The sequence below is a fragment of the Geodermatophilus ruber genome (assembly GCF_900114385.1).
GTDB classification, from domain to species: domain Bacteria; phylum Actinomycetota; class Actinomycetes; order Mycobacteriales; family Geodermatophilaceae; genus Geodermatophilus; species Geodermatophilus ruber.
The window spans coordinates 73465-94805 of record NZ_FOSW01000019.1; the positions used below are offsets into that span (position 1 = coordinate 73465).

Consider the following 21341-nt stretch of genomic DNA (forward strand, 5'->3'; position numbering starts at 1 on the left):
CCCGTCCTGAGCTTGCGAAGGGTGGGGAGGGCGGGGTCCTTCTACAGGCCGGGGAAGGCCTCGGTGACCGGGGACCGCCCGGCGGCGGCCCGCCAGCGCACGGCGCGCACCTCGGCGGCACTGAGCTCCTCCACGGCCGGCTGCCGGACGCCGGGCCCGGTGGCCCGGTCGAGCGCATGCACCCAGGCCGCGGCGACGCCGTCCTCCAGCACGACCGCCAGCGTCGCGGCGTCCACGGGGGAGAGGACGGGGAAGGGCAGCGCGTAGCCGGCCTCCGGCAGGACGGGGTCGGCCCCCCGCTCCTCCAGCAGCGCCGCCAGCCGGTCGCGGACGTCGCGGTGCGCGTTCTCCGCCGTGACCGCCTCGGCTCGTCGCTCCGGTGGCAGGGCCGCGCCCACCACCCCGTAGCCCCACACGGCCGCGTGCTCGGCGGCGAGCACCCCGCGCAGCGCGTCGGTCTCCGTCCGGGCGCCGTCCTCAGTCACGTGCGGCTCCTCTCCACGGGGCGGGGCTCATGCCAGCGCCGCTTCCTGCCCGCGCAGCCCCGCGGCGATCGAGCCCAGCAGCGCCGCGCGGGCCCCGCTCTGGTCCACGCACACCCCGGCGTGCGCGCTCGCGGCCGCGGCGACCTGCGCGCGCAGCCAGCCGCGGACGTCGGCGCCCGCCGGCGGCCCGTCCGCGGCGGGCGAGGAGGAGGCGGAGGTGGCCGGCGCCGCGGCGCGCAGCCGGTCGAGCTGGCTGCCGGCCTGCTCGGCCAGCGCGGCCACCTGCCTCCCGAGGGCGGCGTCGGCGGCCGCGGCCGCCGCGTAGGCGGCCACCAGCCCCTCCTGCACGGCCACCTGCGCGGCGAGCCGGTCGGCCTGCTCGGGCCCTCCCCGCTGCTCCGTGCCGGAGCCCGCGGTGCAGCCGGCCGCGGCGAGCGCGAGCCCCGCCGAGGCCACCAGGAGGGCGCGCCGGGAGAGACCCCTCGGGGCGGGGGCGGAGGAGGGCAGCATCGCCGCCATTCTCTCAGCCCGGCGCGGGGAGGGCCGGGAGCACACGGCGGGGCGGGGCGGCCAGGCCGCCGGGTCTCGGGCGCGGTCGGTGGGCGGTAGCCTGACCTTTCCGCCCGGTACCGGGCGCGACGCCGCATGCCGGCGCCCGCGGGGGGCACGACACCGGGCAGGACACCGCCCGCCCACGTGCTCCGACCGAGCCAGGAGAGGGAGGAAGCCCGTGTCCGCCGCTTCCCGCGCCGACGCCGTCGCCACTCGGCTGGCCGAGTGGATCGCACCGGTGGTCGAGGCCGCCGGGTACGACCTCGAGGAGCTGGTGGTGACCCCGGCCGGCCGGCGCAGCGTCGTGCGGGTCGTGGTCGACCGCGACTCCGGGGTCACGCTCGACGACATCGCCGAGGTCAGCCACGCGGTGTCCGCCGCCCTCGACGCGAACGACGGGGACTTCGGCGCGGCTCCCTACGTGCTGGAGGTGACCAGCCCGGGGGTCGACCGGCCGCTGACCGAGCCCCGGCACTGGCGGCGCAACACCGGCCGGCTGGTGGCGGTCGGCATCGGTCCCGCGGACGGGGTCGAGCAGGTGATCGCGCGGGTGACCACGGTCGACGACGACGGGGTCACGCTGGCGGTGGAGGCGACGGGCAAGCCCGGGGCGAAGAAGCGCCCGCCCACCCAGCGGCAGGTGCCCTGGCAGGAGCTGGGGTCCGGCCGGGTGCAGGTGGAGTTCGGCCGGCCCGGCCCCGGGACGGACACGCAGGCGGACCCCGCGGACGACGAGGACGACGAGGACGACGGAGAAGGACAGTGAACATCGACGTGACCGCCCTCAAGGCGGTCGAGCGGGAGAAGGGCATCCCGGCCGACACGGTCATCGAGGCCATCGAGTCGGCGCTGGTGACGGCCTACCGGCACGCCGACGGCGCCGCCAAGCACGTGCGGGTCCACGTCGACCGCCGCACCGGCGAGGTCGCGGTGCTGGCCCAGGAGCTGGGCCCGGACGGCGAGGTCGTCCGCGAGTGGGACGACACCCCGGGCGACTTCGGCCGGATCGCCGCCAGCACCGCCAAGCAGGTCATCGTGCAGCGGCTGCGCGACGCCGAGCACGAGCAGACCTTCGGCGAGTACGCCGGCAAGGAGGGCGACATCGTCAGCGGCATCGTGCAGGCGCACGATCGTCGCAACGTGCAGGGCACGGTGCTCATCGACATCGGCAAGGTGGAGGCGGTGCTGCCCCCCGCCGAGCAGGTGCCGGGGGAGACCTACGCGCACGGCAGCCGGCTCAAGGCCTACGTGGTCTCGGTCGCCCGCACCTTCCGCGGCCCGCAGGTGACCGTCTCGCGCACCCACCCGAACCTGGTGCGCAAGCTGTTCGCCCTCGAGGTCCCCGAGATCGCCGACGGCAGCGTGGAGATCGTCGCCGTGGCCCGCGAGGCCGGGCACCGGTCGAAGATCGCCGTCCGCTCGAGGGTTCCGGGCCTCAACGCCAAGGGCGCCTGCATCGGCCCGATGGGGCAGCGGGTCCGCAACGTGATGAGCGAGCTGCACGGCGAGAAGATCGACATCGTCGACTGGTCCGACGACCCGGCCGCCTTCGTGGCCTCCGCGCTGAGCCCGGCCCGGGTGAGCACTGCCCGGCTGGTCGACCCGCAGGCCAAGGCGGTCCGCGTCGTGGTGCCCGACTACCAGCTCTCGCTGGCGATCGGCAAGGAGGGGCAGAACGCCCGCCTCGCCGCCCGCCTCACCGGGTGCCGGATCGACATCCGCAGCGACGCCCAGCCCGACGACGCCGTGCCCTCCCCGGGGGTCGGCCGGGCGCCGCTGCGCTCGGGCGCGCCGGTGGCCCGCACGGGCGGTCCCGGCGGCCGTCCGGGCGCTCCGGGCGGGGGGCCGCGACCCGGTCGGGGGGGCCGTGACCGGAGTGCGGAACATCGAGGCCCCGCAGCGCGCTAGAGTGCAGGGTGGCCGAAACGTCGATCCCGGTACGCACCTGCGTGGGCTGCCGGAAGCGCGCTCCGGTCACCGATCTGCTGCGTGTCGTTGCCAGGTCCGGGGCTCTCGTCCCTGATCCGCGGCGACGGCTCCCCGGTCGGGGTGCGTCCCTGCACCCGACACCGGAGTGCCTGCGCGCAGCGGAGCGACGCCGGGCTTTCGTCCGGGCACTGCGCCTCCCCGGGGGTGGCAGCGCCCCGGTGGAGGCCGGTCCGCTCCGGGCCCACGTTCTCGGTGCGCCGTCCCCGGCGCCGGCGAGTGCGGGGCCCGAGGCGGGCGACCGTGATCGAACGACAGATCGCAACCACACAGTCGGATCGGCACCAGGCCGGTCCGCACGTCGAGAGCAGGACGTCGTCGGATGAGTCAGCCGTGAAGTCCCCACGATGACCATGCACCACTAACGACGAGGTCGCGCGGGCCAGCCGCCGGCCTCACCAAGAGGAGACCCGTGCCAGGCAAAGCCCGTGTACACGAACTCGCCAAGGAGTTCGGTGTCGACAGCAAGACCGTGCTCGCCAAGCTCAAGGAGCAGGGCGAGTTCGTGAAGTCCGCGTCCTCCACCGTCGAGGCCCCGGTGGCCCGGCGGCTGCGTGAGGCCCTCGGTGGGCCCACCGGTGCCGGCAACGGCGGTTCCGCCGCGCCGCGCCCCGGCCCCCGTCCCGCAGCACCTGCTCCGCAGGCGCCGGCCGCCCCGGCGCCGGCCGCCCCGGCGCCGGCCGCCCCGGCGCCGGCTGCCCCGGCCCCGCAGCCCGCGGTGACCCGCGCTCCGGGTGCGACCCCGGGCCCGCGCCCGGGTGCGCCCCGTCCGGGTGCCCCGACCCCCGGCCCGCGTCCGGCCGCCCCGGCGCCGGAGGCCCCCGCGGCCAGCGCCGCCCCGCCGGCCCAGCAGCCGCCCGCGGCCCCGAGCGGTCCGCGTCCGGGTCCGGCTGCACCCCGTCCGGCCGCCGCCGGAGGGTCCGCCACGGGTGCCTCCCGCCCCGGTGCCGGTCCGCGTCCGGGTCCCCGCCCGGCTCCGCGTCCGGGCAACAACCCCTTCAGCAGCGCTCCTCGTCCGGCTCCGGCCGGTGGCGCGCCGCGTCCCGGCCCCGCGTCCGGTGCGCGTCCCGGCCCCGGCGGTCCCCGTCCGGGTGCCGGTGCGGGCGGTCCGCGCCCGGCGGCCGGGCCCGGCGGTCCCCGTCCGGGTCCCGGTGCGGGCGGTCCGCGCCCGGCGGCCGGGCCCGGTGGCCCGCGCCCGAACCCGGGCATGATGCCGCAGCGCCCGAGCCCCGGCATGATGCCGCCGCGGCCGGCCGGTGCCGGCCGTCCCGGTGCGCCCGGTGGCGGCCGTGGCCGTCCCGGTGGCCCCGGTGGCGGTGGCGGTGGCGGTGGCTTCCGTCCCGGTGGCGGCGGCGGCGGTGGCGGTGGCGGTGCCCCCGCCGGCGGTGGTTTCCGTGGTGGCGGCGGTGGCCGCGGCCGGGGCCGTGGTGGCTCCGGTGCGGGTACCGCCGGTGCCTTCGGTCGTCCCGGCGGGCGTGGCCCGGTCCGCGGGCGCAAGAGCAAGAAGCAGCGGCGCCAGGAGTTCGACCAGATGGCGGCGCCCAGCATGGGCGGCGTCAGCCTGCCGCGTGGCAACGGGCAGACCGTTCGCCTGCCGCGCGGTGCGTCCCTGACCGACCTCGCCGAGAAGATCGGCGCTCAGCCGGCTGCGCTGGTCACCGCTCTGTTCCACCTGGGCGAGATGGTCACCGCGACCCAGTCGGTCAACGACGAGACGCTGCAGCTGCTCGGCGCCGAGATCGGCTGGGTCATCCAGGTGGTCAGCCCCGAGGACGAGGACCGCGAGCTGCTCGAGACCTTCGACCTCACCTTCGGTGACGAGGGTGACGAGGAGGACTGGGAGGCCCGTCCGCCGGTGGTGACCGTCATGGGTCACGTCGACCACGGGAAGACCAAGCTGCTGGACGCGATCCGCAACACCAACGTGGTGGCGCGGGAGGCCGGCGGCATCACCCAGCACATCGGCGCCTACCAGATCGTCAGCGAGCTGGAGGGCGAGGAGCGGCCGATCACCTTCATCGACACCCCGGGTCACGAGTCGTTCACCGCGATGCGTGCCCGCGGCGCGAAGGTGACCGACATCGTCGTGCTGGTCGTGGCGGCCGACGACGGCGTCATGCCGCAGACGGTCGAGGCGCTCAACCACGCCCAGGCGGCCGAGGTGCCGATCGTGGTCGCGGTCAACAAGATCGACAAGGAGGGGGCGAACCCCGCCAAGATCCGCCAGCAGCTCACCGAGTACGGGCTGGTGGCCGAGGAGTACGGCGGCGACACGATGTTCGTCGACGTCTCCGCGACCACCCGCCAGGGCATCGAGGACCTGCTGGCGGCGATCCTGCTGACCGCCGACGCCTCGCTGGACCTGCGTGCCAACACCGAGCAGGACCCGCAGGGTGTGGTCATCGAGGGCAAGCTGGACAAGGGCCGGGGCCCCGTCGCCACGGTGCTGGTCCAGCGCGGCACGCTGCGCCAGGGCGACTCGATCGTGGCCGGCGACGCCTACGGGCGCGTCCGGTCGCTGCTCGACGAGCACGGCAACAAGCTCAGGGAGGCCCTGCCGGCCCGCCCGGTGCAGGTCGTCGGGCTCACCTCGGTGCCCCGCGCCGGTGACACCTTCCTCGTCGTCGAGGAGGACCGCGTCGCCCGGCAGATCGCCGACCGCCGCCAGGCCCGCATCCGCAACGCGCAGAACGCCTCGATGCGCAAGCGGATCAGCCTGGAGGACCTCGACGCGGCGCTCAAGGAGAACCGTCAGCTCAACCTGATCATCAAGGGCGACAACTCGGGCACCGTCGAGGCGCTCGAAGAGGCGCTGATGAAGATCGAGGTGAGCGACGACATCTCGCTGCGGGTCATCCACCGCGGCGTCGGCGGCATCTCCAAGAGCGACATCGACCTGGCGCTGGCCGACGACGTCATCGTGCTGGGCTTCAACGTCCGGGCGGAGGGCCAGGCCACCGAGCTGGCCAACCGCGAGGGTGTCGACGTCCGGTACTACACGGTCATCTACCAGGCCATCGAGGAGATCGAGGCCGCGCTCAAGGGCATGCTCAAGCCCGAGTACGAGGAGGTCCAGCTCGGTACCGCGGAGGTCCGCGAGGTCTTCCGGGTGCCGAAGATCGGCAACGTGGCGGGCTCCATCGTCCGTGGCGGCACGATCAACCGGAACTCCAAGGCCCGCCTGATCCGCGACGGCGCCGTGGTGGCCGACAACCTGACCGTCGAATCGCTGCGCCGCTTCAAGGACGACGTCACCGAGGTCCGCGAGGGCTACGAGTGCGGTATCGGTCTCGGGTCGTTCAACGACATCAAGGTCGAGGACGTGATCGAGACCTTCGAGATGCGCGAGAAGCCGCGCGACTAGGAGGACCCTGCTGCAGGGTCCCACCGCTGGCAGGCTCGCGGTGGGACCCTGCAGCGAGGCGCCGGTTCAGCAGCAGGTCGGGGGGTGGTGATCCGGTGTTCACCGGGTCGCTGACCGCTGACCTGCTGCTGGGCGACGTCCACTCGCTCAAGGGCAAGCGCGCCGTCGTCCGGCCGATCGTGGCCGAGCTACGACGGCGCTACGCCGTGGCCGCGGCCGAGGTGGGTGACCAGGACCTGCACCGGCGCGCGCAGGTCGCCGTCGCCACGGTGGCGGCCGACCCCACCCAGGTCACCGACGTGCTCGACGCGTGCGAGCGGTTGCTGGCCGAGCGGCCGGAGGTGACGCTGCTGTCGACGCACCGTCAGCTGTTCTCCGACACCGACTGTTGAAGGGCCCCGTCGTCCCCACCCCTCGCAGGATCGGGGCGGGACCCGGGACGGGGCCATCCCCGTTGTCCACCCGGCGTCGCCCGACGCCCTGACCCCAGGAGGTCTGCGATGGCCGACCCGGCCCGCGCTCGCAAGCTGGCGGTCCGCATCCGCCAGATCGTCTCTGCCGCGATCGAGTCCCAGATCAAGGACCCGCGCCTGGGCATGGTGACCGTCACCGACGCTCGCGTGACCGGTGACCTGCGTGAGGCGACGGTGTTCTACACCGTCTACGGGGACGCCACCCAGGTCGAGGAATCGGCCAAGGCGCTGGCCAGCGCCACCGGCGTGCTGCGCTCGACCGTCGGCAAGCAGACCGGGATCAAGTTCGTCCCGACGCTGACCTTCGTCGCCGACCACGTTCCCGACACCGCCCGCGAGCTCGACGAGGCGCTCGAGCGGGTGCGGCACGCCGACGCCGAGCTCGCCCGCATCCGCGAGGGGGCCACCTACGCCGGCGAGGCCGATCCCTACCGCCGTCCGGCCGAGGAGGGCGACGAGGACGAGGGCACGACGGAGGCCGGGACCGCCGATGACCGTGCCGACGCGCCCGCCGGGAGCAGGAGTGCCTCGTGAGTGAAGTGGACCCCGATCCGTTCGACCCGGAGCGCCCGGAGCTGGGCGGCCGACCGGAGCCCGCGGCCGGCGACCCGACCGAGGGCGGGCGGCGGGGCCAGCTCGGTGCGGCGCCCAGCATCACCTCCGACGAGCCGGACGACGCCGGGGCGGGCTACCCGGTCGGCGGCGGCCGGGTGACCGAGGAGGCGGACGCCCCACCGGTCGCCGACCCGGGGCCGGACGCATGACGATCTCCCTCCCGCGAGACACCGACCGCGGCTCCGCCTCTGCCGCCGCCGTGCTGGCCGAGGCCGCCGACGCGCGGGCCACCGTGGTCCTGTCCGGGCACGTCCAGCCCGACGCCGACGCCCTGGGCAGCACGCTGGCCCTCGCCGAGGGGCTGCGCCGGCGCGGCGCGCGGGTGCTGGCAACCTTCCCCGACCCGTTCGTGCTCCCGGCGTCGCTGGGCTGGCTGCCCGGCGCCGAGGGGCTGGTGCCCTCGGCCACGGTGCCGGCCTCGCCCGACGTCTTCGTCAGCCTGGACGCGGCCTCGCCGGGCCGGCTGGGGGAGCTGGCCCCGCTGCTGGACCGCGCCGGCATCTCCGTCGTCGTCGACCACCACGCGAGCAACCCCGGCTTCGGCACCGTGCGGGTCGTCGACCCGGGCGCTCCGGCGACGGTGGCTCTGGTGGCGGACCTGCTCGACGGCCTGGGTGTCGGCCTCGACCGCCGGCTGGCCACCTGCCTGTACGCCGGCCTGGCTGCCGACACCGGCTCCTTCCGGTTCGGCAACACCCGGCCGGACACCCACGACCTCGCCGCCCGGCTGCTCGCCACCGGCATCGACCACGCGGCGATCAGCCAGCGGCTGTTCGACACCGCGCCCTTCGGCTGGCTCGGCCTGCTCTCCGTGGCCGCCGGGCGGGCGGTGCTCGAGCCCGACATCGGCGCCGGTCTGGTGTGGACCTGGTCCAGCACCGCCGAGGCCGCCGAGCACGGCCTTCCCGGCGAGCAGCTCGAGGCGCTGGTCGACGTCGTCCGCTCCACCCAGGAGGCCGACGTCGCCTGCGTGCTCAAGGGCCGGGACGACGGCTCCTGGTCGGTGTCGCTGCGCTCGCGAGGGGCGACCGACGTCGCGCGGGTGGCGATGGCCCTGGGCGGTGGTGGTCACCGCGCCGCGGCCGGGTTCACCTCGACCGCCGATCGCGAGGCGACGGTGGCCGCCATCCGCGCACACCTCGACGGGTGATGTCGCCGAGTACCCCCGGACAGGCCCCCGGGGTGCTCGCGCTCGCCGCGCCGGCGCTGGTGGTGCTGGCCGCCGAGCCGCTCTACCTGCTGGTCGACACCGCGGTCGTCGGCAACCTGGGCACGGTCGCGCTCGGCGGGCTCGCCGTCGGCGGTGGGCTGCTGGCCTGGGCCGCCGCCCTGCTCAACTTCCTCGCCTACGGCACCACTGTCCGTGCCGCGCGCCGGGCCGGGGCCGGTGACCGGGCCGGCGCGGTCGCCGAGGGGGTCCAGGCCACCTGGCTGGCCCTCGCGCTCGGTCTCGTCGTCCTCGCCGTCTTCCAGCTGCTGGCCGGCCCCCTGACCCGGCTGCTCGCCGGCGGGGCAGGACCGGTCGCCGAGGCGGGGGAGACGTGGCTGCGCATCGCCTCCTTCGGGGCGCCCCTGCTGCTGGTCTCGCTGGCCGGCAACGGTTGGCTGCGCGGGGTGCAGGAGCTGCGCCGGCCCATGCGCTACGTGCTCGCCGGCAGCCTGCTGAGCCTCCTCCTGTGCCCCCTGCTCGTGTACCCGGCCGGCCTGGGCCTGGCCGGCTCGGCGGTGGCCAACGTGGCCGGGCAGGCCCTGTCGGCCGCCCTGTTCGTCCGTGCCCTCGGCCGCGAGGGCCTGCCGTGGCGGCCGCGGCCCGCGGCGCTGCGCGCCCAGCTGGTCATCGGCCGCGACCTGCTCGTGCGGGCGGCCGTGCTCCAGATCGCCTTCCTCGTCGCGACCGGCGTCGCGGCCCGCGCCGGCACCGCCGAGCTCGGCGCCCACCAGATCGGCATCCAGCTGTTCTTCTTCCTGGCGCTGGTGCTCGACGCCTACGCGATCGCGGCGCAGACGATGGTCGGGCAGGCGCTCGGCGCCGGCCGGCCCGACGACGCCCGCGTCACCGCCCGCCGGGTCACGCTGTGGGGGCTGGCCACCGGCTCACTCGTGGCCGTGCTGCTGCTCGCGCTGCGCCCGGTGCTGCCGCCGCTGTTCACCGACGACCCCGCGGTGCTGGCGCAGGCCGACGTCGTCTGGTGGTTCCTCGCTGCTGTCCAGCCGCTGGCCGGGGTGGTGTTCGCCCTCGACGGCGTGCTCATGGGGGCCGGTGACGTCGGCTACCTGCGCACGATCACCATCGGCTCGGCCCTCCTCGGCTTCCTGCCCCTCTCCCTGCTGGCGGTGCCGCTGGGCTGGGGGCTCGCCGGCGTGTGGACCGGGCTGGCGCTCTTCATCGCGCTGCGGCTGGTCGCCGTCCTCGTCCGGGTGGCGGGCGACCGCTGGCTGAGGGCACCTGAGACGGTGACGGCATGAACGCGCGCCGCCGTCCCGACGCCGACGTCCCCCCGGGTCTCCTGCTGGTCGACAAGCCGGGCGGGATGACCTCGCACGACGTCGTCGCGCGGGCCCGGCGGGCCCTGTCGGTCCGCCGGGTCGGGCACGCCGGCACCCTCGACCCGATGGCCACCGGGCTGCTGGTCCTCGGCGTCGGCACCGCCACCCGGCTGCTGGGCCACGTCGGCGGGCACGACAAGACCTACGAGGCCACCCTCCGCCTGGGCCAGGCGACGGTGACCGACGACCGCGAGGGCGAGGTGCTCGCCACGGCCTCCACCGCGCACCTCGACGACGCCGCGATCGCCGCGGCCCTCACCGAGCAGACCGGCCCGCTGCAGCAGGTGCCCTCCTCGGTGAGCGCGGTCAAGGTCGGCGGGCGTCGCTCCTACGACCGGGTGCGCGCCGGCGAGGAGGTGGTGCTCGAGCCGCGGTCGGTCACCGTCCACCGGCTCGACGTCCACCGCATCACCCGGCCCACCCCCCACCTGGTCGACGTCGACGTGACCGTCGCCTGCAGCGCCGGCACCTACATCCGCGCGATCGCCCGCGACGCCGGCGCCGCCCTCGGTGTCGGCGGCCACCTCACCGCCCTGCGCCGCACCGTCTCCGGCCCGTTCTCCGTCGGCCACGCGGCCCCGGTCGAGGAGGCGGCGGCCGCGCTGACCGGAGAGGGGGGACCAGGGTTCCTGCCGCTGACCGAGGGCGCCCGCGCCGTCTTCCCGGAGCGCCTCCTCACCCCGGAGGAGGCTGTGGCGCTGTCCTACGGGCAGCGGATCGCGGCCACCGGCACCGCCGGGCTGCACGCGGCGGTGGACGGCGAGGGCCGGCTGGTCGCCCTGGTGGAGGACGCCGGGCGCACCGCCCGCGTCAACGTGGGCTTCCCGCCCGCCTGATCGCGTGGCAGCCTCCCGGACCGTGAGCGACCTCGACCGCCGGCTGGCCGATCTCGACGCGCTGCTCGCCCCCCTGCCCGGGGTGCTGGTCGCCTTCTCCGGTGGCGTGGACTCCGGGATGCTGCTCGCCGCGGCGGTCCGGCTCCTCGGCCCCTCCCGGGTGGTCGCCGCCACCGCCGTCTCGCCGAGCCTGCCCGCGACCGAGCGCGCCGGCGCCGCCGCCTTCGCCGCGTCGCTGGGCGTGCGGCACGAGCAGCCGCGGACCGACGAGCTGTCCCGCCCCGGCTACCGCGCCAACGGCGGCGACCGCTGCGCCTTCTGCAAGACCGAGCTGATCGACGTCCTCACCCCGCTGGCTGCCGGTCTCGGCCTCGCCGACGTCGTCACCGGCACCAACGCCGACGACCTGCGGGCCGGGTTCCGGCCCGGTATCCGGGCGGCGGCCGAGCGCGGCGCGTGGGCGCCGCTGGCCCGGGCCGGCCTGACCAAGGACGACGTCCGGGCGGCCGCCCGCCGCTGGGGGCTGCCCCTGGCCGACAAACCGGCCGCCGCGTGCCTGGCCAGCCGGATCGCCTACGGCGTCCCCGTCACCGCCGAGGCTCTCGCCCGGGTGGAGCGGGCGGAGGCGACGCTCCGGGCGGCCCTGGCCGCGGCCGGGGTGGCCGTCAGCAACCTGCGCGTGCGCGACCTGGGCGGCCACACCGCGCGGGTGGAGGTCGACGCCGCCGCCGTCCCCGCGCTCACCGCCCGCCCCGACGTGCTCGCGGCGGTGCGCGGCTTCGACCGGGTGGAGGTCGACCCGCGGGGTTTCCGCTCCGGGTCGATGAACGAGCTGCTGCCCTATCCGGTGCGCTACCGCTGAACGGAGCGCACGATCCGGGCCGCCGCCACGCCTGCCCCGAAGCCGTTGTCGATGTTGACGACCAGCACGCCCGGCGCGCAGGCGGTGAGCATGGTCAGCAGCGCGGCCAGCCCGTCGAAGGCCGCCCCGTAGCCCACCGACGTCGGCACGGCGACCACCAGCCGGTCGGTCAGGCCGGCCACCACGCTGGGGAGGGCGCCGTCCATGCCGGCGACCACGACCACCGCGTCCGCCGCGGCCAGGTCGGGGGCGACCGCGAGCACCCGGTGCACGCCGGCCACCCCGACGTCGTCCACCCGTCGGCAGCCGACGCCGCAGGCGGCCAGCGTGGCGGCGACCTCGGCAGCCACCGGCCCGTCCGAGGTGCCGGCCGTGAGCACCAGCACCGTCCCGACCGGGTCGGGCGGCGTGCCCACGAGCACGCACCGGGCCTCCTCGTCGACGACGGCGCCGGGCCAGCGCGCCCGCGCGGCGGCCGCGGTCGGGGCGTCGACCCGGGTGGCCCAGGCGAAGCCGCCACCGTCGGCCTCCAGCAGCGCGGCCAGGCAGGCGACCGTCTGGTCCGGTGTCTTCCCGGCCGCGTAGACGACCTCGGGTGTACCGGTCCGGGCGGCGCGGTCGACGTCGAGCCGGGCGAAGCCGAGATCGACCGTGCGGGGGGCATCCACGCCGCCAGCATGCGGGATTGACCGCTCACCGGTGCGGGAAGGGGATGCCCATGAGCGTCGTGAAGATCAACGTGATCACCGTGCCCCCGGACAGGCAGGCCCGGTTCGAGGAGCGGTTCCGCGGACGGGCGGGGGCGGTGGAGAACACTCCCGGTTTCGAGTGGTTCGAGCTGCTGCGGCCCCAGGAGGGCACCGACCAGTACCTCGTCTACACCCGGTGGAGCAGCGAGGCGGCCTACCAGGCGTGGCAGTCCAGCCAGGACTTCGACCGCGCCCACTCCGGCGGCGGGGACAGCCTGGCGCCGGCGGCGGCGCAGTCCAGCCACCTGTGGAGCTACGAGGTCCTCGAGTCCGCCGGGCCGAGGCCCGCCCAGGAGGAGAGGCCCGCTCAGAAGAGCCAGGCCTGAGCGCACGCGGGGGACCGACGGGAGCCGTCGGCCCCCCGCGATGGCGCGGGGCTAGGGTGAGCGGGCCGTCGGCAGCCGCCGGACGGCTCGAACACGCACGCCGCAGGGTGGGACGACCTATGACCGACACGCTCGCCGACAGCCGCATCTCCTCCCGGATGTTCGCCGAGAGCGTGCCGGTGGTCGTGGAGGACGTGCGGCGGCGCCCGGCGGCCGAGCGCAACGAGCTGTTGGCCGACCCGGGCTTCGGCCGGTACTTCTCCGACTCGATGTTCGTCGCCCGCTGGCAGGCCGGGAGGGGCTGGTACGACGCCCGGCTGACCGCCTACGCCCCGCTCCAGATCGACCCGGCGACCGCCGCGCTGCACTACGCCCAGTCGATCTTCGAGGGGCTGAAGGCCTACGCCCAGCCCGACGGCAGCGTCGCCACCTTCCGCCCCGAGACCAACGCCGCCCGCTTCGCCCGCGGCGCCAAGCGGCTGGCGATGCCGCCGGTGCCCGAGGAGGCCTTCGTGGCCGCCGTCGACGCCCTCGTGAACGCCGACCGCGAGTGGGTGCCGACCGGCCCCGACCAGACGCTCTACATCCGGCCCTACCAGCTGGCCTCCGAGCCCTTCCTCGGCGTCCGGCCGGCGCACGAGTACCTGTTCCTGGTCATCGCCAGCCCGGCCGGTGCCTACTTCCCCCGGGGCGTCCACCCGGTGTCGGTCTACCTCTCCGAGGACTACATCCGCGCCGCTCCGGGCGGCACCGGGGACGTGAAGTGCGCCGGCAACTACGCGGCCAGCCTCCTGGCCCAGGAGCAGGCGATCGAGGCCGGCTGCGACCAGGTGGTCTGGCTGGACGCGGTGGAGAAGCGCTATGTCGAGGAGATGGGCGGGATGAACCTGTTCTTCGTCCTCGGCGAGGGTGCCGACGCCGAGGTGGTCACCCCCGAGCTGACCGGCACCCTGTTGCCGGGCATCACCCGGGAGTCGCTGATCACCGTCGCCCGCGAGATGGGTCACCGGGTCACCGAGCGCCGGTTCAGCGTCGACGAGTGGCGGGCCGGCGTCGCCGACGGCACCGTCACCGAGACCTTCGCCTGCGGCACCGCCGCGGTCATCACCCCCGTCGGCGAGGTGAAGGCGCGCACCGGCGACTTCACCGTCGGCGACGGCAAGCCGGGGCCGCTGACCATGCGCCTGCGCGAGCACCTGCTCGACATCCAGCACGGGCGCGTGGCCGACACGCACGGCTGGCTCCACAAGGTCGCCTGAGTCCAACGTGCTCCGGTGGAGAGGGCTGGAGGCCACCCCGGGTGACCTCGGCCGCACGGTGGTCACCGTCGGGATGTACGACGGCGTGCACCGCGGTCACCAGCAGCTGATCGGTGCAGCGGTCGCGCGGGCCCGGGCGATGGACCGGCCGTGCCTGCTGCTCACCTTCGACCCGCACCCGTCGGAGGTGGTCCGTCCCGGCTCCCACCCGGCGATCCTCACCTCGCTGGACCGCAAGGCCGAGCTGGTCGCCGGGCTGGGGGTCGACGCGATGTGCGTGCTGCCGTTCACGCCCGAGTTCATGCGCCTGTCACCGGAGACCTTCACCCACACCGTGCTCGTCGAGCACCTGCACGCGGCCTCGGTGGTGGTGGGCGAGAACTTCACCTACGGGCACCGTGCGGCCGGCGACGTCGCCCGGCTCACCCAGGAGGGACGGCGTTTCGGCTTCACGGTCGAGGGCGTCCCGCTGGCCGGCGACTCGTCGGAGGACGGTGAGATCACCATCTCCTCGACCTACATCCGGGCCTGCGTCGCCGCGGGGGACATGGTGTCCGCGGCTCGGGCGCTGGGCCGGCCGCACCGCATCGAGGGGGTCGTGGTCCGCGGCGACCGCCGCGGCCGGGAGCTGGGCTACCCGACGGCGAACGTGGAGTCCCCGCCGTTCACGGCCATCCCCGCCGACGGCGTCTACGCCGGGTCGCTGGTCATCCGCGACCTCCGCACGGGCACCACCGTCAGCTCCGCGCCAGCCGCCATCTCCGTGGGCACCAACCCCACGTTCCAGGGCAGCCGACGCACCGTGGAGGCCTACCTGCTCGACTTCGACGGCGATCTCTACGGCGAGCACGTCGGCGTGGAGTTCGTCCAGCGGCTGCGCCCCATGGCCGCCTTCGCCGACGTCGCGGGCCTGGTCGCGGCGATGGACCGGGACGTCGCCCGGACCCGCGCGGTGCTGGGCCTGCCGCCCTCTGTCTGAGGAGCCCACCCGCTTCCCGCGGAGGGGGCGCGCCGACGCGCTGGTAGCCTGGGCAATTGTCGGGATTTCCGACAGGTGTGACAGCTGCCCCCGTGACCCAGACCGGGGGCCACACGTGACCTGCCCAGGAGGCCGTTCATGGCGCTCGACAGCACGACGAAGCAGCAGATCATGACCGAGTACGCGACGGTCGAGAAGGACACGGGTTCGCCCGAGGTGCAGGTCGCGATGCTGACCCGCCGGATCAGCGACCTCACCGAGCACCTCAAGCAGCACAAGCACGATCACCACAGCCGGCGGGGCCTGCTCCTGCTGGTCGGCCGGCGTCGCCGGCTGCTGAACTACCTGGCCAAGACCGACATCAACCGGTACCGCTCCCTCATCGAGCGGCTCGGTCTGCGCCGATAGCACGACGAGGGGACCGTTCCACCGGGACGGTCCCCTCTCTCGTGCGGCATCCGCCGCCCGAGACCCACGGCATTCTGTGCCGGGCCCCGACGCGGGCCGGTCCTCGGTAGTGGCCCCCGGGCATGCTCTTCCCCTCCGCGGGGAACGTTCTCCCGAGGGCTTCGATCGAAGACCGGTCACCCCGGGCGCAGTCGGCGCAGAGCGCCACAAGAGGACGTCGCCGCATGCGACGTAGGAAGAGGACACAGTGTCCGCACCCAGCACCCAGAACGGCGGCACCGCCGCTGAGTTCGACCCCGAGGACGGGGTCACCACCGCCACCGCGATCATCGACAACGGCAGCTTCGGCAGCCGCAGCATCACCTTCGAGACCGGCCGTCTGGCCCGTCAGGCCGCCGGCTCCGTCGTCGTCACGATGGGCGACAGCATGCTGCTGTCGGCCACGACGGCCGGGCGCCAGCCCAAGGAGCAGTTCGACTTCTTCCCGCTGACGGTCGACGTCGAGGAGCGAATGTACGCCGCGGGCCGCATCCCCGGTTCGTTCTTCCGTCGCGAGGGCCGCCCGTCCGAGGACGCGATCCTCACCTGCCGGCTGATCGACCGCCCGCTGCGGCCGACGTTCGCCAAGGGCCTGCGCAACGAGGTCCAGGTCGTCATCACCGTCATGGCGCTGGACCCCGACCACCTGTACGACGTCATGGCGATCAACGGCGCCTCGGCGTCCACCCAGCTGTCGGGCCTGCCGTTCTCCGGCCCGATCGGCGGCACCCGCGTCGCGCTCATCCGCGGCCAGTGGGTCGCCTTCCCGACCCACGCGGAGCTGGAGGAGGCCGTCTTCGACATGGTCGTGGCCGGCCGGGTCCTGCCCGACGGCGACGTCGCGATCATGATGGTCGAGGCCGAGGCCACCCAGAAGACGATCGAGCTGGTTGCCGGTGGCGCCACCGCCCCGACCGAGGAGGTCGTGGCCCAGGGGCTGGAGGCCGCCAAGCCGTTCATCAAGTCGCTGTGCGACGCGCAGAGCGCGCTCGCGGAGAAGGCCGCGAAGCCGGTCCAGGAGTTCCCGCGCTTCCTCGACTACCAGGACGACGTCTACGCCGCCGTCGAGGCCTTCGTCGGCGACCGGCTGGCGCAGGTCCTGACCATCCCCAGCAAGCAGGAGCGCGAAGCGGCCACCGAAGCGCTCAAGGACGAGGTCAAGGCTGCCCTGGCCGGCCAGTTCGAGGGCCGCGAGAAGGAGATCTCCGGAGCCTTCCGCGCGCTCACCAAGAAGCTCGTCCGGCAGCGCATCCTGCGCGACAAGGTCCGCATCGACGGTCGCGGCCCCACCGACATCCGGCCGCTCTCGGCCGAGGTCGAGGTCGTGCCGCGGGTGCACGGCTCGGCGCTGTTCGAGCGCGGGGAGACCCAGATCCTGGGCGTCACCACGCTGAACATGCTCCGCATGGAGCAGCAGCTGGACACGCTCTCGCCGGAGAACCGCAAGCGCTACATGCACAACTACAACTTCCCGCCGTATTCCACGGGCGAGACCGGCCGGGTGGGTTCGCCCAAGCGTCGCGAGATCGGCCACGGCGCCCTCGCCGAGCGGGCCATCCTGCCGGTGCTGCCCGACCGCGAGGAGTTCCCCTACGCGATCCGGCAGGTCTCCGAGGCGCTGGGCTCCAACGGCTCGACGTCCATGGGCTCGGTCTGCGCCTCGACCCTGGCGCTGCTCAACGCCGGTGTGCCGCTCCGGGCGCCGGTCGCCGGCATCGCCATGGGCCTGGTGTCCGACGAGGTCGACGGCAAGACCGAGTACCTGGCGCTGACCGACATCCTCGGTGCCGAGGACGCCTTCGGTGACATGGACTTCAAGGTCGCCGGCACCAAGGACTTCGTCACGGCGCTGCAGCTCGACACCAAGCTCGACGGCATCCCGTCCGACGTCCTGGCCCAGGCGCTGACCCAGGCCCGCGCGGCCCGGCTGCACATCCTCGACGTCATGAGCGAGGCCATCGACGGCCCCGACGAGATGAGCCCGTACGCCCCGCGGGTGACCACGGTGCGCATCCCGGTCGACAAGATCGGCGCGGTCATCGGCCCCAAGGGCCAGATGATCAATGCGATCCAGGACGAGACCGGCGCCGACATCACCATCGAGGACGACGGCACGATCTACGTCGGCGCCTCCGACGGCCCCTCGGCCCAGGCCGCGGTGGACCGGATCAACGCCATCGCCAACCCGCAGATGCCCAAGGTCGGCGAGCGCTTCCTCGGCACGGTCGTCAAGACCACGCCCTTCGGTGCCTTCGTCTCCCTGCTGCCGGGCAAGGACGGTCTGGTCCACATCAGCAAGCTCGGTGGCGGCAAGCGGATCGGGAAGGTCGAGGACGTCGTGAACGTCGGCGACAAGCTGCAGGTGGAGATCACCGACATCGACGCCCGCGGCAAGATCAGCCTCGTCCCGGTGGAGGCCGAGGGCGAGGGCGCGGCCGCCTCCGCCGGCGACACCACCGAGCCCGCCGCCCCCGCGGAGGCGTGATCACGGACATCGAGCAGGTGCCGGCCGGGGCCGGGACGGGAGCCATCGCGCCCCGCCCGGCCCCGGTCGGTGCGGGGGAGACCGTCGTCCTCGACGTGGACCAGTTCGGCGGCCGGGTGGAGCGGACCGAGCTGCCGGGCGGTCTGCGGGTCCTGACCGAGACGATGCCCGGTGTCCTCTCGGCGACCGTGGGCATCTGGGTCGGCGTCGGCTCCCGGGACGAGAGCGACCGGGTGGCCGGGGCCTCGCACTTCCTCGAGCACCTGCTGTTCAAGGGCACCCGGAGCCGCAGCGCACTGGAGATCGCGACGGCGATGGACGCCGTCGGCGGTGAGATGAACGCGTTCACCGCCAAGGAGCACACCTGCTACTACGCGAACGTGCTCGCCAGCGACCTGCCGATGGCGGTGACCCTGCTCGGTGACCTGGTCACCGATGCGCTCAACACCGCCGAGGACCTCGAGTCCGAGCGGACGGTGGTGCTCGAGGAGATCGCCATGCGCGACGACGAGCCCGCCGACGCCGTGCACGACCTGTTCGCCGAGACCCTGTTCGGCGCCTCGGCGCTGGGGCGGTCGGTGCTGGGCACCGTGGAGTCGATCGAGTCCCTCACCCGGGACGACGTCGACGGTTGGTACCGGGAGCGGTACGCCGTCCCGTCGATCGTCGTCACGGCCGCCGGCCGGGTGGAGCACCAGCAGGTGCTGGACCTGGTCGCCGCCGCGTTCGGCCCACGGCTCTCCGGTGACGGGCATCCGGCACCGCTGCGCCGGGGAGGAGAGGGCGTCTCGACGCGCCCGGCCCGGCCCACCGGACTGATCCGGCGGGACACCGAGCAGACGCACCTGTTGCTCGGCTCGGTCGGGATCGGCCGGCTGGACGAGCGCCGGTACGCCGCTGCGGTCCTGGAGACCGCCGTCGGCGGCGGCATGAGCTCCCGGCTGTTCCAGGAGATCCGGGAGAAGCGCGGCCTGGTCTACAGCGTCGGCACCGCGCTGACCCACTACGCCGGGACGGGGTCGTTCTCCGTCTACGCCGGCTGCTCGCCCAAGCGCGTCCCCGAGGTGCTCCGGCTCGTGCGCGAGGAGCTGGCGCGCGTGGCGGCCGACGGCCTGACGGCCGAGGAGGTGGCCCGCGGGCGCGGTCAGCTCAAGGGCGGTCTGGTCCTGGGCCTGGAGGACACCGGGTCGCGCATGAGCAGGTTGGGCAAGAGCGAGCTCGCCTACGGCGAGTACCTCTCCGTGCCCGAGGTGCTGGGGCGGCTGGACGCCGTGGGAGAGGACGACGTGCGCGCGACAGCCGCCGATCTGCTCACGCGGGAGACCAGCCTGGCCGTCGTGGGGCCCTACCGCGAGTCCCAGCTCGACCGGCTGCGATGAGCGGTTCCCGCCCGGTGCTCGCCGTTCACGGCGCGCTGTCGCGCGGCGCCTTCGCGGTGGTGGTGCTGGTGTCGCTGGCGGTGCTGTTCACGCCGGGCAGCGACATCCCGTCCGCGGCGCCCGGCGTCGACAAGATCGTGCATGTCGCGCTGTTCGCCTCGCTGGCGGTCACCGGTCTGTGGGCCGGCATCCGGACGGCCGTCCTCGTCGGGCTCCTCGTGCTGTACGCCGCGGCCAGCGAGGTCGTCCAGGCGCTCTCCGCGCTGGAGCGTTCCGGTTCGGTGGCCGACTGGGCGGCCGACGTCCTCGGCGTGATCGCCGGGCTGCTCCTGTGGGCCGGGATCGCCCGCCGCACCTGACCGGGCGGTCGCCTTGCATCAGGGACCACTCCGGGGAAACCTGACCCGGTGACCACGAGCGCCTCCGCACGCGACCAGCAGGAATCGACGGCCCCCACCGGAGACGCCCCCCGGATCCCGGTAGGTGTCCTCGGCGCCCGAGGACGCATGGGCACCGAGGTCGTGAAGGCGGTCAACGCCGCCGACGACCTCGAGGTGGTCGCGATGGTCGACTCCGGGGACTGGCTCTTCGACATCGCGAACGCCGGGGCCCAGGTGGTCGTCGACTTCACCCGGCCGGACGTGGTGATGGACAACATCCGATTCTGCATCGACAACAACATCCACTGCGTCGTCGGGACGACCGGCTTCGACGAGGAGAAGCTCGCCACGGTCGCCCAGTGGCTCGAGCCCAAGCCCGACCTCGGCGTCGTCATCGCCCCCAACTTCGGCATCGGCGCGGTGCTGCTGATGCGCTTCGCCCAGGAGGCGGCGCGCTTCTTCCCCTCCACCGAGATCGTCGAGCTGCACCACCCGCACAAGGTCGACGCGCCCTCGGGTACCGCGGTCCGAACCGCCCGGCTGGTGGCCGCGGCCCGTCGGTCCGCAGGCCTGCCGCCCTCGCCCGACGCCACCACCGACTCCCTGCCCGGCGCCCGCGGCGCCGACGTCGAGGGAGTGCCCGTCCACGCGGTGCGCCTGACCGGGCTGGTGGCGCACCAGGAGGTGCTCATGGGCGCGGCGGGGGAGACCCTCACGATCCGGCACGACTCCTACGACCGGGCCTCCTTCATGCCCGGGGTCCTCCTCGCCGTCCGGGAGATCGGACGCCGGCCCGGTCTGACCGTGGGGATCGAGAGCTTCCTGGGCCTGTGAGCGCCTGACGCAGCCGACGGGTGGTGCTGATGTGGCGTCATGGAGAGTGACCTGCCTCGCATCCCGACAGGAGTGACAAGCCGTTGACCTGCACTTTTCCGCCCGAAGAGGCCGTCGGGTGGCCCGGTGGAGCCCTGCCGGGCTCTTCCCGGTTTGACGCCGCCGACAGAGCCACGTAACTTTCTCTCTGCGCCCGGCGAGACCGGAGCGGGACACGGGAGAACAACCCGCGCCCCGACGGTTGGACCGGGTGCCGATCGCTCAGCAGTCGGGCGAACCGCGGGGAATGCATCCCAGGGGTTCCCGGTTGTACTGGGTGCCGCCCTCGAGGCAGGAGGCCAGGGTCACAGACCCCGGGCTTGACTGCCAGAGCGAGTGGCGTAACGTGGAACAGCCGCCAGGGACGAAGCCCGCGAGGGTCGAGTCGCTGCGCGTCCGCTCCTTGAGAACTCAACAGCGTGCCGAAAGTCAGTGCCAAGTAATAACCCCGTGCCGGGTCTTGATGGTCCGGTGGGGATTCCTTTGGTTGATTGATATCGCGAGTGTCAGCTCGCGGTTCTCAGCCGCGATCAAATCATCTACGGAGAGTTTGATCCTGGCTCAGGACGAACGCTGGCGGCGTGCTTAACACATGCAAGTCGAACGGTGAACCGCCTTCGGGCGGGGATCAGTGGCGAACGGGTGAGTAACACGTGGGCAACCTGCCCCCGGCTCCGGGATAACCCCAAGAAATTGGGGCTAATACCGGATATGACCGCTGACCGCATGGTCCGGCGGTGGAAA

Annotated in this window: 22 protein-coding genes, 1 rRNA gene and 1 pseudogene; 21 read left to right on the forward strand and 3 right to left on the reverse strand. The window is 74.2% G+C overall.

Annotated features, from left to right (window positions below):
- Nucleotides 1-41: 41 nt before the first annotated feature.
- A complete protein-coding gene (locus BMZ50_RS22110; RefSeq protein ID WP_091329572.1) occupies nucleotides 42-485 on the reverse strand; it encodes a ferritin-like domain-containing protein in 444 nt (147 codons plus the stop codon).
- Nucleotides 486-512: 27 nt separating this feature from the next.
- The gene (locus BMZ50_RS22115; RefSeq protein ID WP_091329615.1) at nucleotides 513-995 is read right to left on the reverse strand and encodes a hypothetical protein; all 483 of its coding nucleotides are present in this window, start codon (nucleotides 993-995) and stop codon (nucleotides 513-515) included.
- A gap of 220 nt (nucleotides 996-1215) precedes the next feature.
- On the opposite strand from BMZ50_RS22115, the gene rimP reads away from it, so the two are divergent.
- The 12 genes and pseudogenes from rimP to larE all read left to right on the forward strand — a co-directional run bounded on the left by rimP (nucleotide 1216) and on the right by larE (nucleotide 11720).
- The gene (gene rimP, locus BMZ50_RS22120) at nucleotides 1216-1803 is read left to right on the forward strand and encodes a ribosome maturation factor RimP (protein WP_091329574.1); all 588 of its coding nucleotides are present in this window, start codon (nucleotides 1216-1218) and stop codon (nucleotides 1801-1803) included.
- Nucleotides 1800-2945, forward strand: coding sequence for a transcription termination factor NusA (gene nusA / locus BMZ50_RS22125; protein WP_091329576.1), 1146 nt, complete (start codon nucleotides 1800-1802; stop codon nucleotides 2943-2945). The genes rimP and nusA overlap by 4 nt, the downstream gene beginning before the upstream one ends.
- Nucleotides 2946-2986: 41 nt before the next feature.
- Entirely contained in the window at nucleotides 2987-3349 is a 363-nt protein-coding gene (locus BMZ50_RS22130) for a YlxR family protein (RefSeq protein WP_218146386.1), read from the forward strand.
- 86 nt (nucleotides 3350-3435) lie between these two features.
- Nucleotides 3436-3579: pseudogene (locus tag BMZ50_RS25120) on the forward strand (translation initiation factor IF-2 N-terminal domain-containing protein); the annotation flags it as partial.
- Nucleotides 3580-4554: 975 nt separating this feature from the next.
- Nucleotides 4555-6387, forward strand: coding sequence for a translation initiation factor IF-2 (gene infB, locus BMZ50_RS24895; protein ID WP_245753808.1), 1833 nt, complete (start codon nucleotides 4555-4557; stop codon nucleotides 6385-6387).
- 95 nt (nucleotides 6388-6482) lie between these two features.
- Nucleotides 6483-6779, forward strand: a complete 297-nt coding sequence (locus BMZ50_RS22140) for a DUF503 domain-containing protein (protein WP_091329583.1) — start codon at nucleotides 6483-6485, stop codon at nucleotides 6777-6779.
- A 108-nt stretch (nucleotides 6780-6887) separates the two neighbouring features.
- On the forward strand, nucleotides 6888-7394 hold the full coding sequence (rbfA, locus tag BMZ50_RS22145; protein WP_091329585.1) for a 30S ribosome-binding factor RbfA: 507 nt from the start codon (nucleotides 6888-6890) through the stop codon (nucleotides 7392-7394).
- Nucleotides 7391-7624: a hypothetical protein gene (locus BMZ50_RS22150; RefSeq protein ID WP_091329587.1), complete on the forward strand. Its 234-nt coding sequence runs from the start codon at nucleotides 7391-7393 to the stop codon at nucleotides 7622-7624. The genes rbfA and BMZ50_RS22150 overlap by 4 nt, the downstream gene beginning before the upstream one ends.
- Nucleotides 7621-8625, forward strand: a complete 1005-nt coding sequence (locus tag BMZ50_RS22155) for a DHH family phosphoesterase (protein WP_091329590.1) — start codon at nucleotides 7621-7623, stop codon at nucleotides 8623-8625. Before BMZ50_RS22150 ends, BMZ50_RS22155 begins: the two co-directional genes overlap by 4 nt.
- A complete protein-coding gene (locus BMZ50_RS22160) occupies nucleotides 8625-9941 on the forward strand; it encodes an MATE family efflux transporter (protein WP_091329592.1) in 1317 nt (438 codons plus the stop codon). The genes BMZ50_RS22155 and BMZ50_RS22160 overlap by 1 nt, the downstream gene beginning before the upstream one ends.
- Entirely contained in the window at nucleotides 9938-10858 is a 921-nt protein-coding gene (truB, locus tag BMZ50_RS22165) for a tRNA pseudouridine(55) synthase TruB (protein WP_091329594.1), read from the forward strand. Before BMZ50_RS22160 ends, truB begins: the two co-directional genes overlap by 4 nt.
- Before the next feature lie 22 nt (nucleotides 10859-10880).
- The gene (larE, locus tag BMZ50_RS22170; protein ID WP_091329617.1) at nucleotides 10881-11720 is read left to right on the forward strand and encodes an ATP-dependent sacrificial sulfur transferase LarE; all 840 of its coding nucleotides are present in this window, start codon (nucleotides 10881-10883) and stop codon (nucleotides 11718-11720) included.
- Here larE and larB read toward each other — a convergent pair.
- Nucleotides 11711-12388 (reverse strand): nickel pincer cofactor biosynthesis protein LarB, encoded by a 678-nt coding sequence (gene larB / locus BMZ50_RS22175; protein WP_091329596.1) that lies wholly within the window; start codon nucleotides 12386-12388, stop codon nucleotides 11711-11713. The two genes, larE and larB, sit on opposite strands and share 10 nt — an antisense overlap.
- A 50-nt stretch (nucleotides 12389-12438) precedes the next feature.
- Here larB and BMZ50_RS22180 point away from each other — a divergent pair, with 50 nt between their 5' ends.
- The 9 genes from BMZ50_RS22180 to BMZ50_RS22220 form a co-directional block, all read left to right on the forward strand.
- Nucleotides 12439-12795: an antibiotic biosynthesis monooxygenase family protein gene (locus BMZ50_RS22180; RefSeq protein WP_091329619.1), complete on the forward strand. Its 357-nt coding sequence runs from the start codon at nucleotides 12439-12441 to the stop codon at nucleotides 12793-12795.
- A gap of 119 nt (nucleotides 12796-12914) precedes the next feature.
- Entirely contained in the window at nucleotides 12915-14054 is a 1140-nt protein-coding gene (locus BMZ50_RS22185) for a branched-chain amino acid aminotransferase (RefSeq protein WP_177212939.1), read from the forward strand.
- A gap of 7 nt (nucleotides 14055-14061) precedes the next feature.
- A complete protein-coding gene (locus BMZ50_RS22190; RefSeq protein ID WP_091329598.1) occupies nucleotides 14062-15033 on the forward strand; it encodes a bifunctional riboflavin kinase/FAD synthetase in 972 nt (323 codons plus the stop codon).
- Nucleotides 15034-15171: 138 nt separating this feature from the next.
- Nucleotides 15172-15441, forward strand: coding sequence for a 30S ribosomal protein S15 (gene rpsO, locus BMZ50_RS22195; RefSeq protein ID WP_091329600.1), 270 nt, complete (start codon nucleotides 15172-15174; stop codon nucleotides 15439-15441).
- A 247-nt stretch (nucleotides 15442-15688) separates the two neighbouring features.
- Nucleotides 15689-17965, forward strand: a complete 2277-nt coding sequence (locus tag BMZ50_RS22200; RefSeq protein ID WP_091329603.1) for a polyribonucleotide nucleotidyltransferase — start codon at nucleotides 15689-15691, stop codon at nucleotides 17963-17965.
- A complete protein-coding gene (locus BMZ50_RS22205) occupies nucleotides 17962-19344 on the forward strand; it encodes a M16 family metallopeptidase (protein ID WP_245753805.1) in 1383 nt (460 codons plus the stop codon). The genes BMZ50_RS22200 and BMZ50_RS22205 overlap by 4 nt, the downstream gene beginning before the upstream one ends.
- Complete coding sequence (locus BMZ50_RS22210) at nucleotides 19341-19703, forward strand: VanZ family protein (protein ID WP_091329605.1); 363 nt, start codon at nucleotides 19341-19343, stop codon at nucleotides 19701-19703. Before BMZ50_RS22205 ends, BMZ50_RS22210 begins: the two co-directional genes overlap by 4 nt.
- A 48-nt stretch (nucleotides 19704-19751) precedes the next feature.
- Nucleotides 19752-20558, forward strand: a complete 807-nt coding sequence (gene dapB, locus BMZ50_RS22215; protein ID WP_218146384.1) for a 4-hydroxy-tetrahydrodipicolinate reductase — start codon at nucleotides 19752-19754, stop codon at nucleotides 20556-20558.
- Between the two features lie 577 nt (nucleotides 20559-21135).
- Nucleotides 21136-21341, forward strand: a 16S ribosomal RNA gene (locus BMZ50_RS22220); the annotation flags it as partial.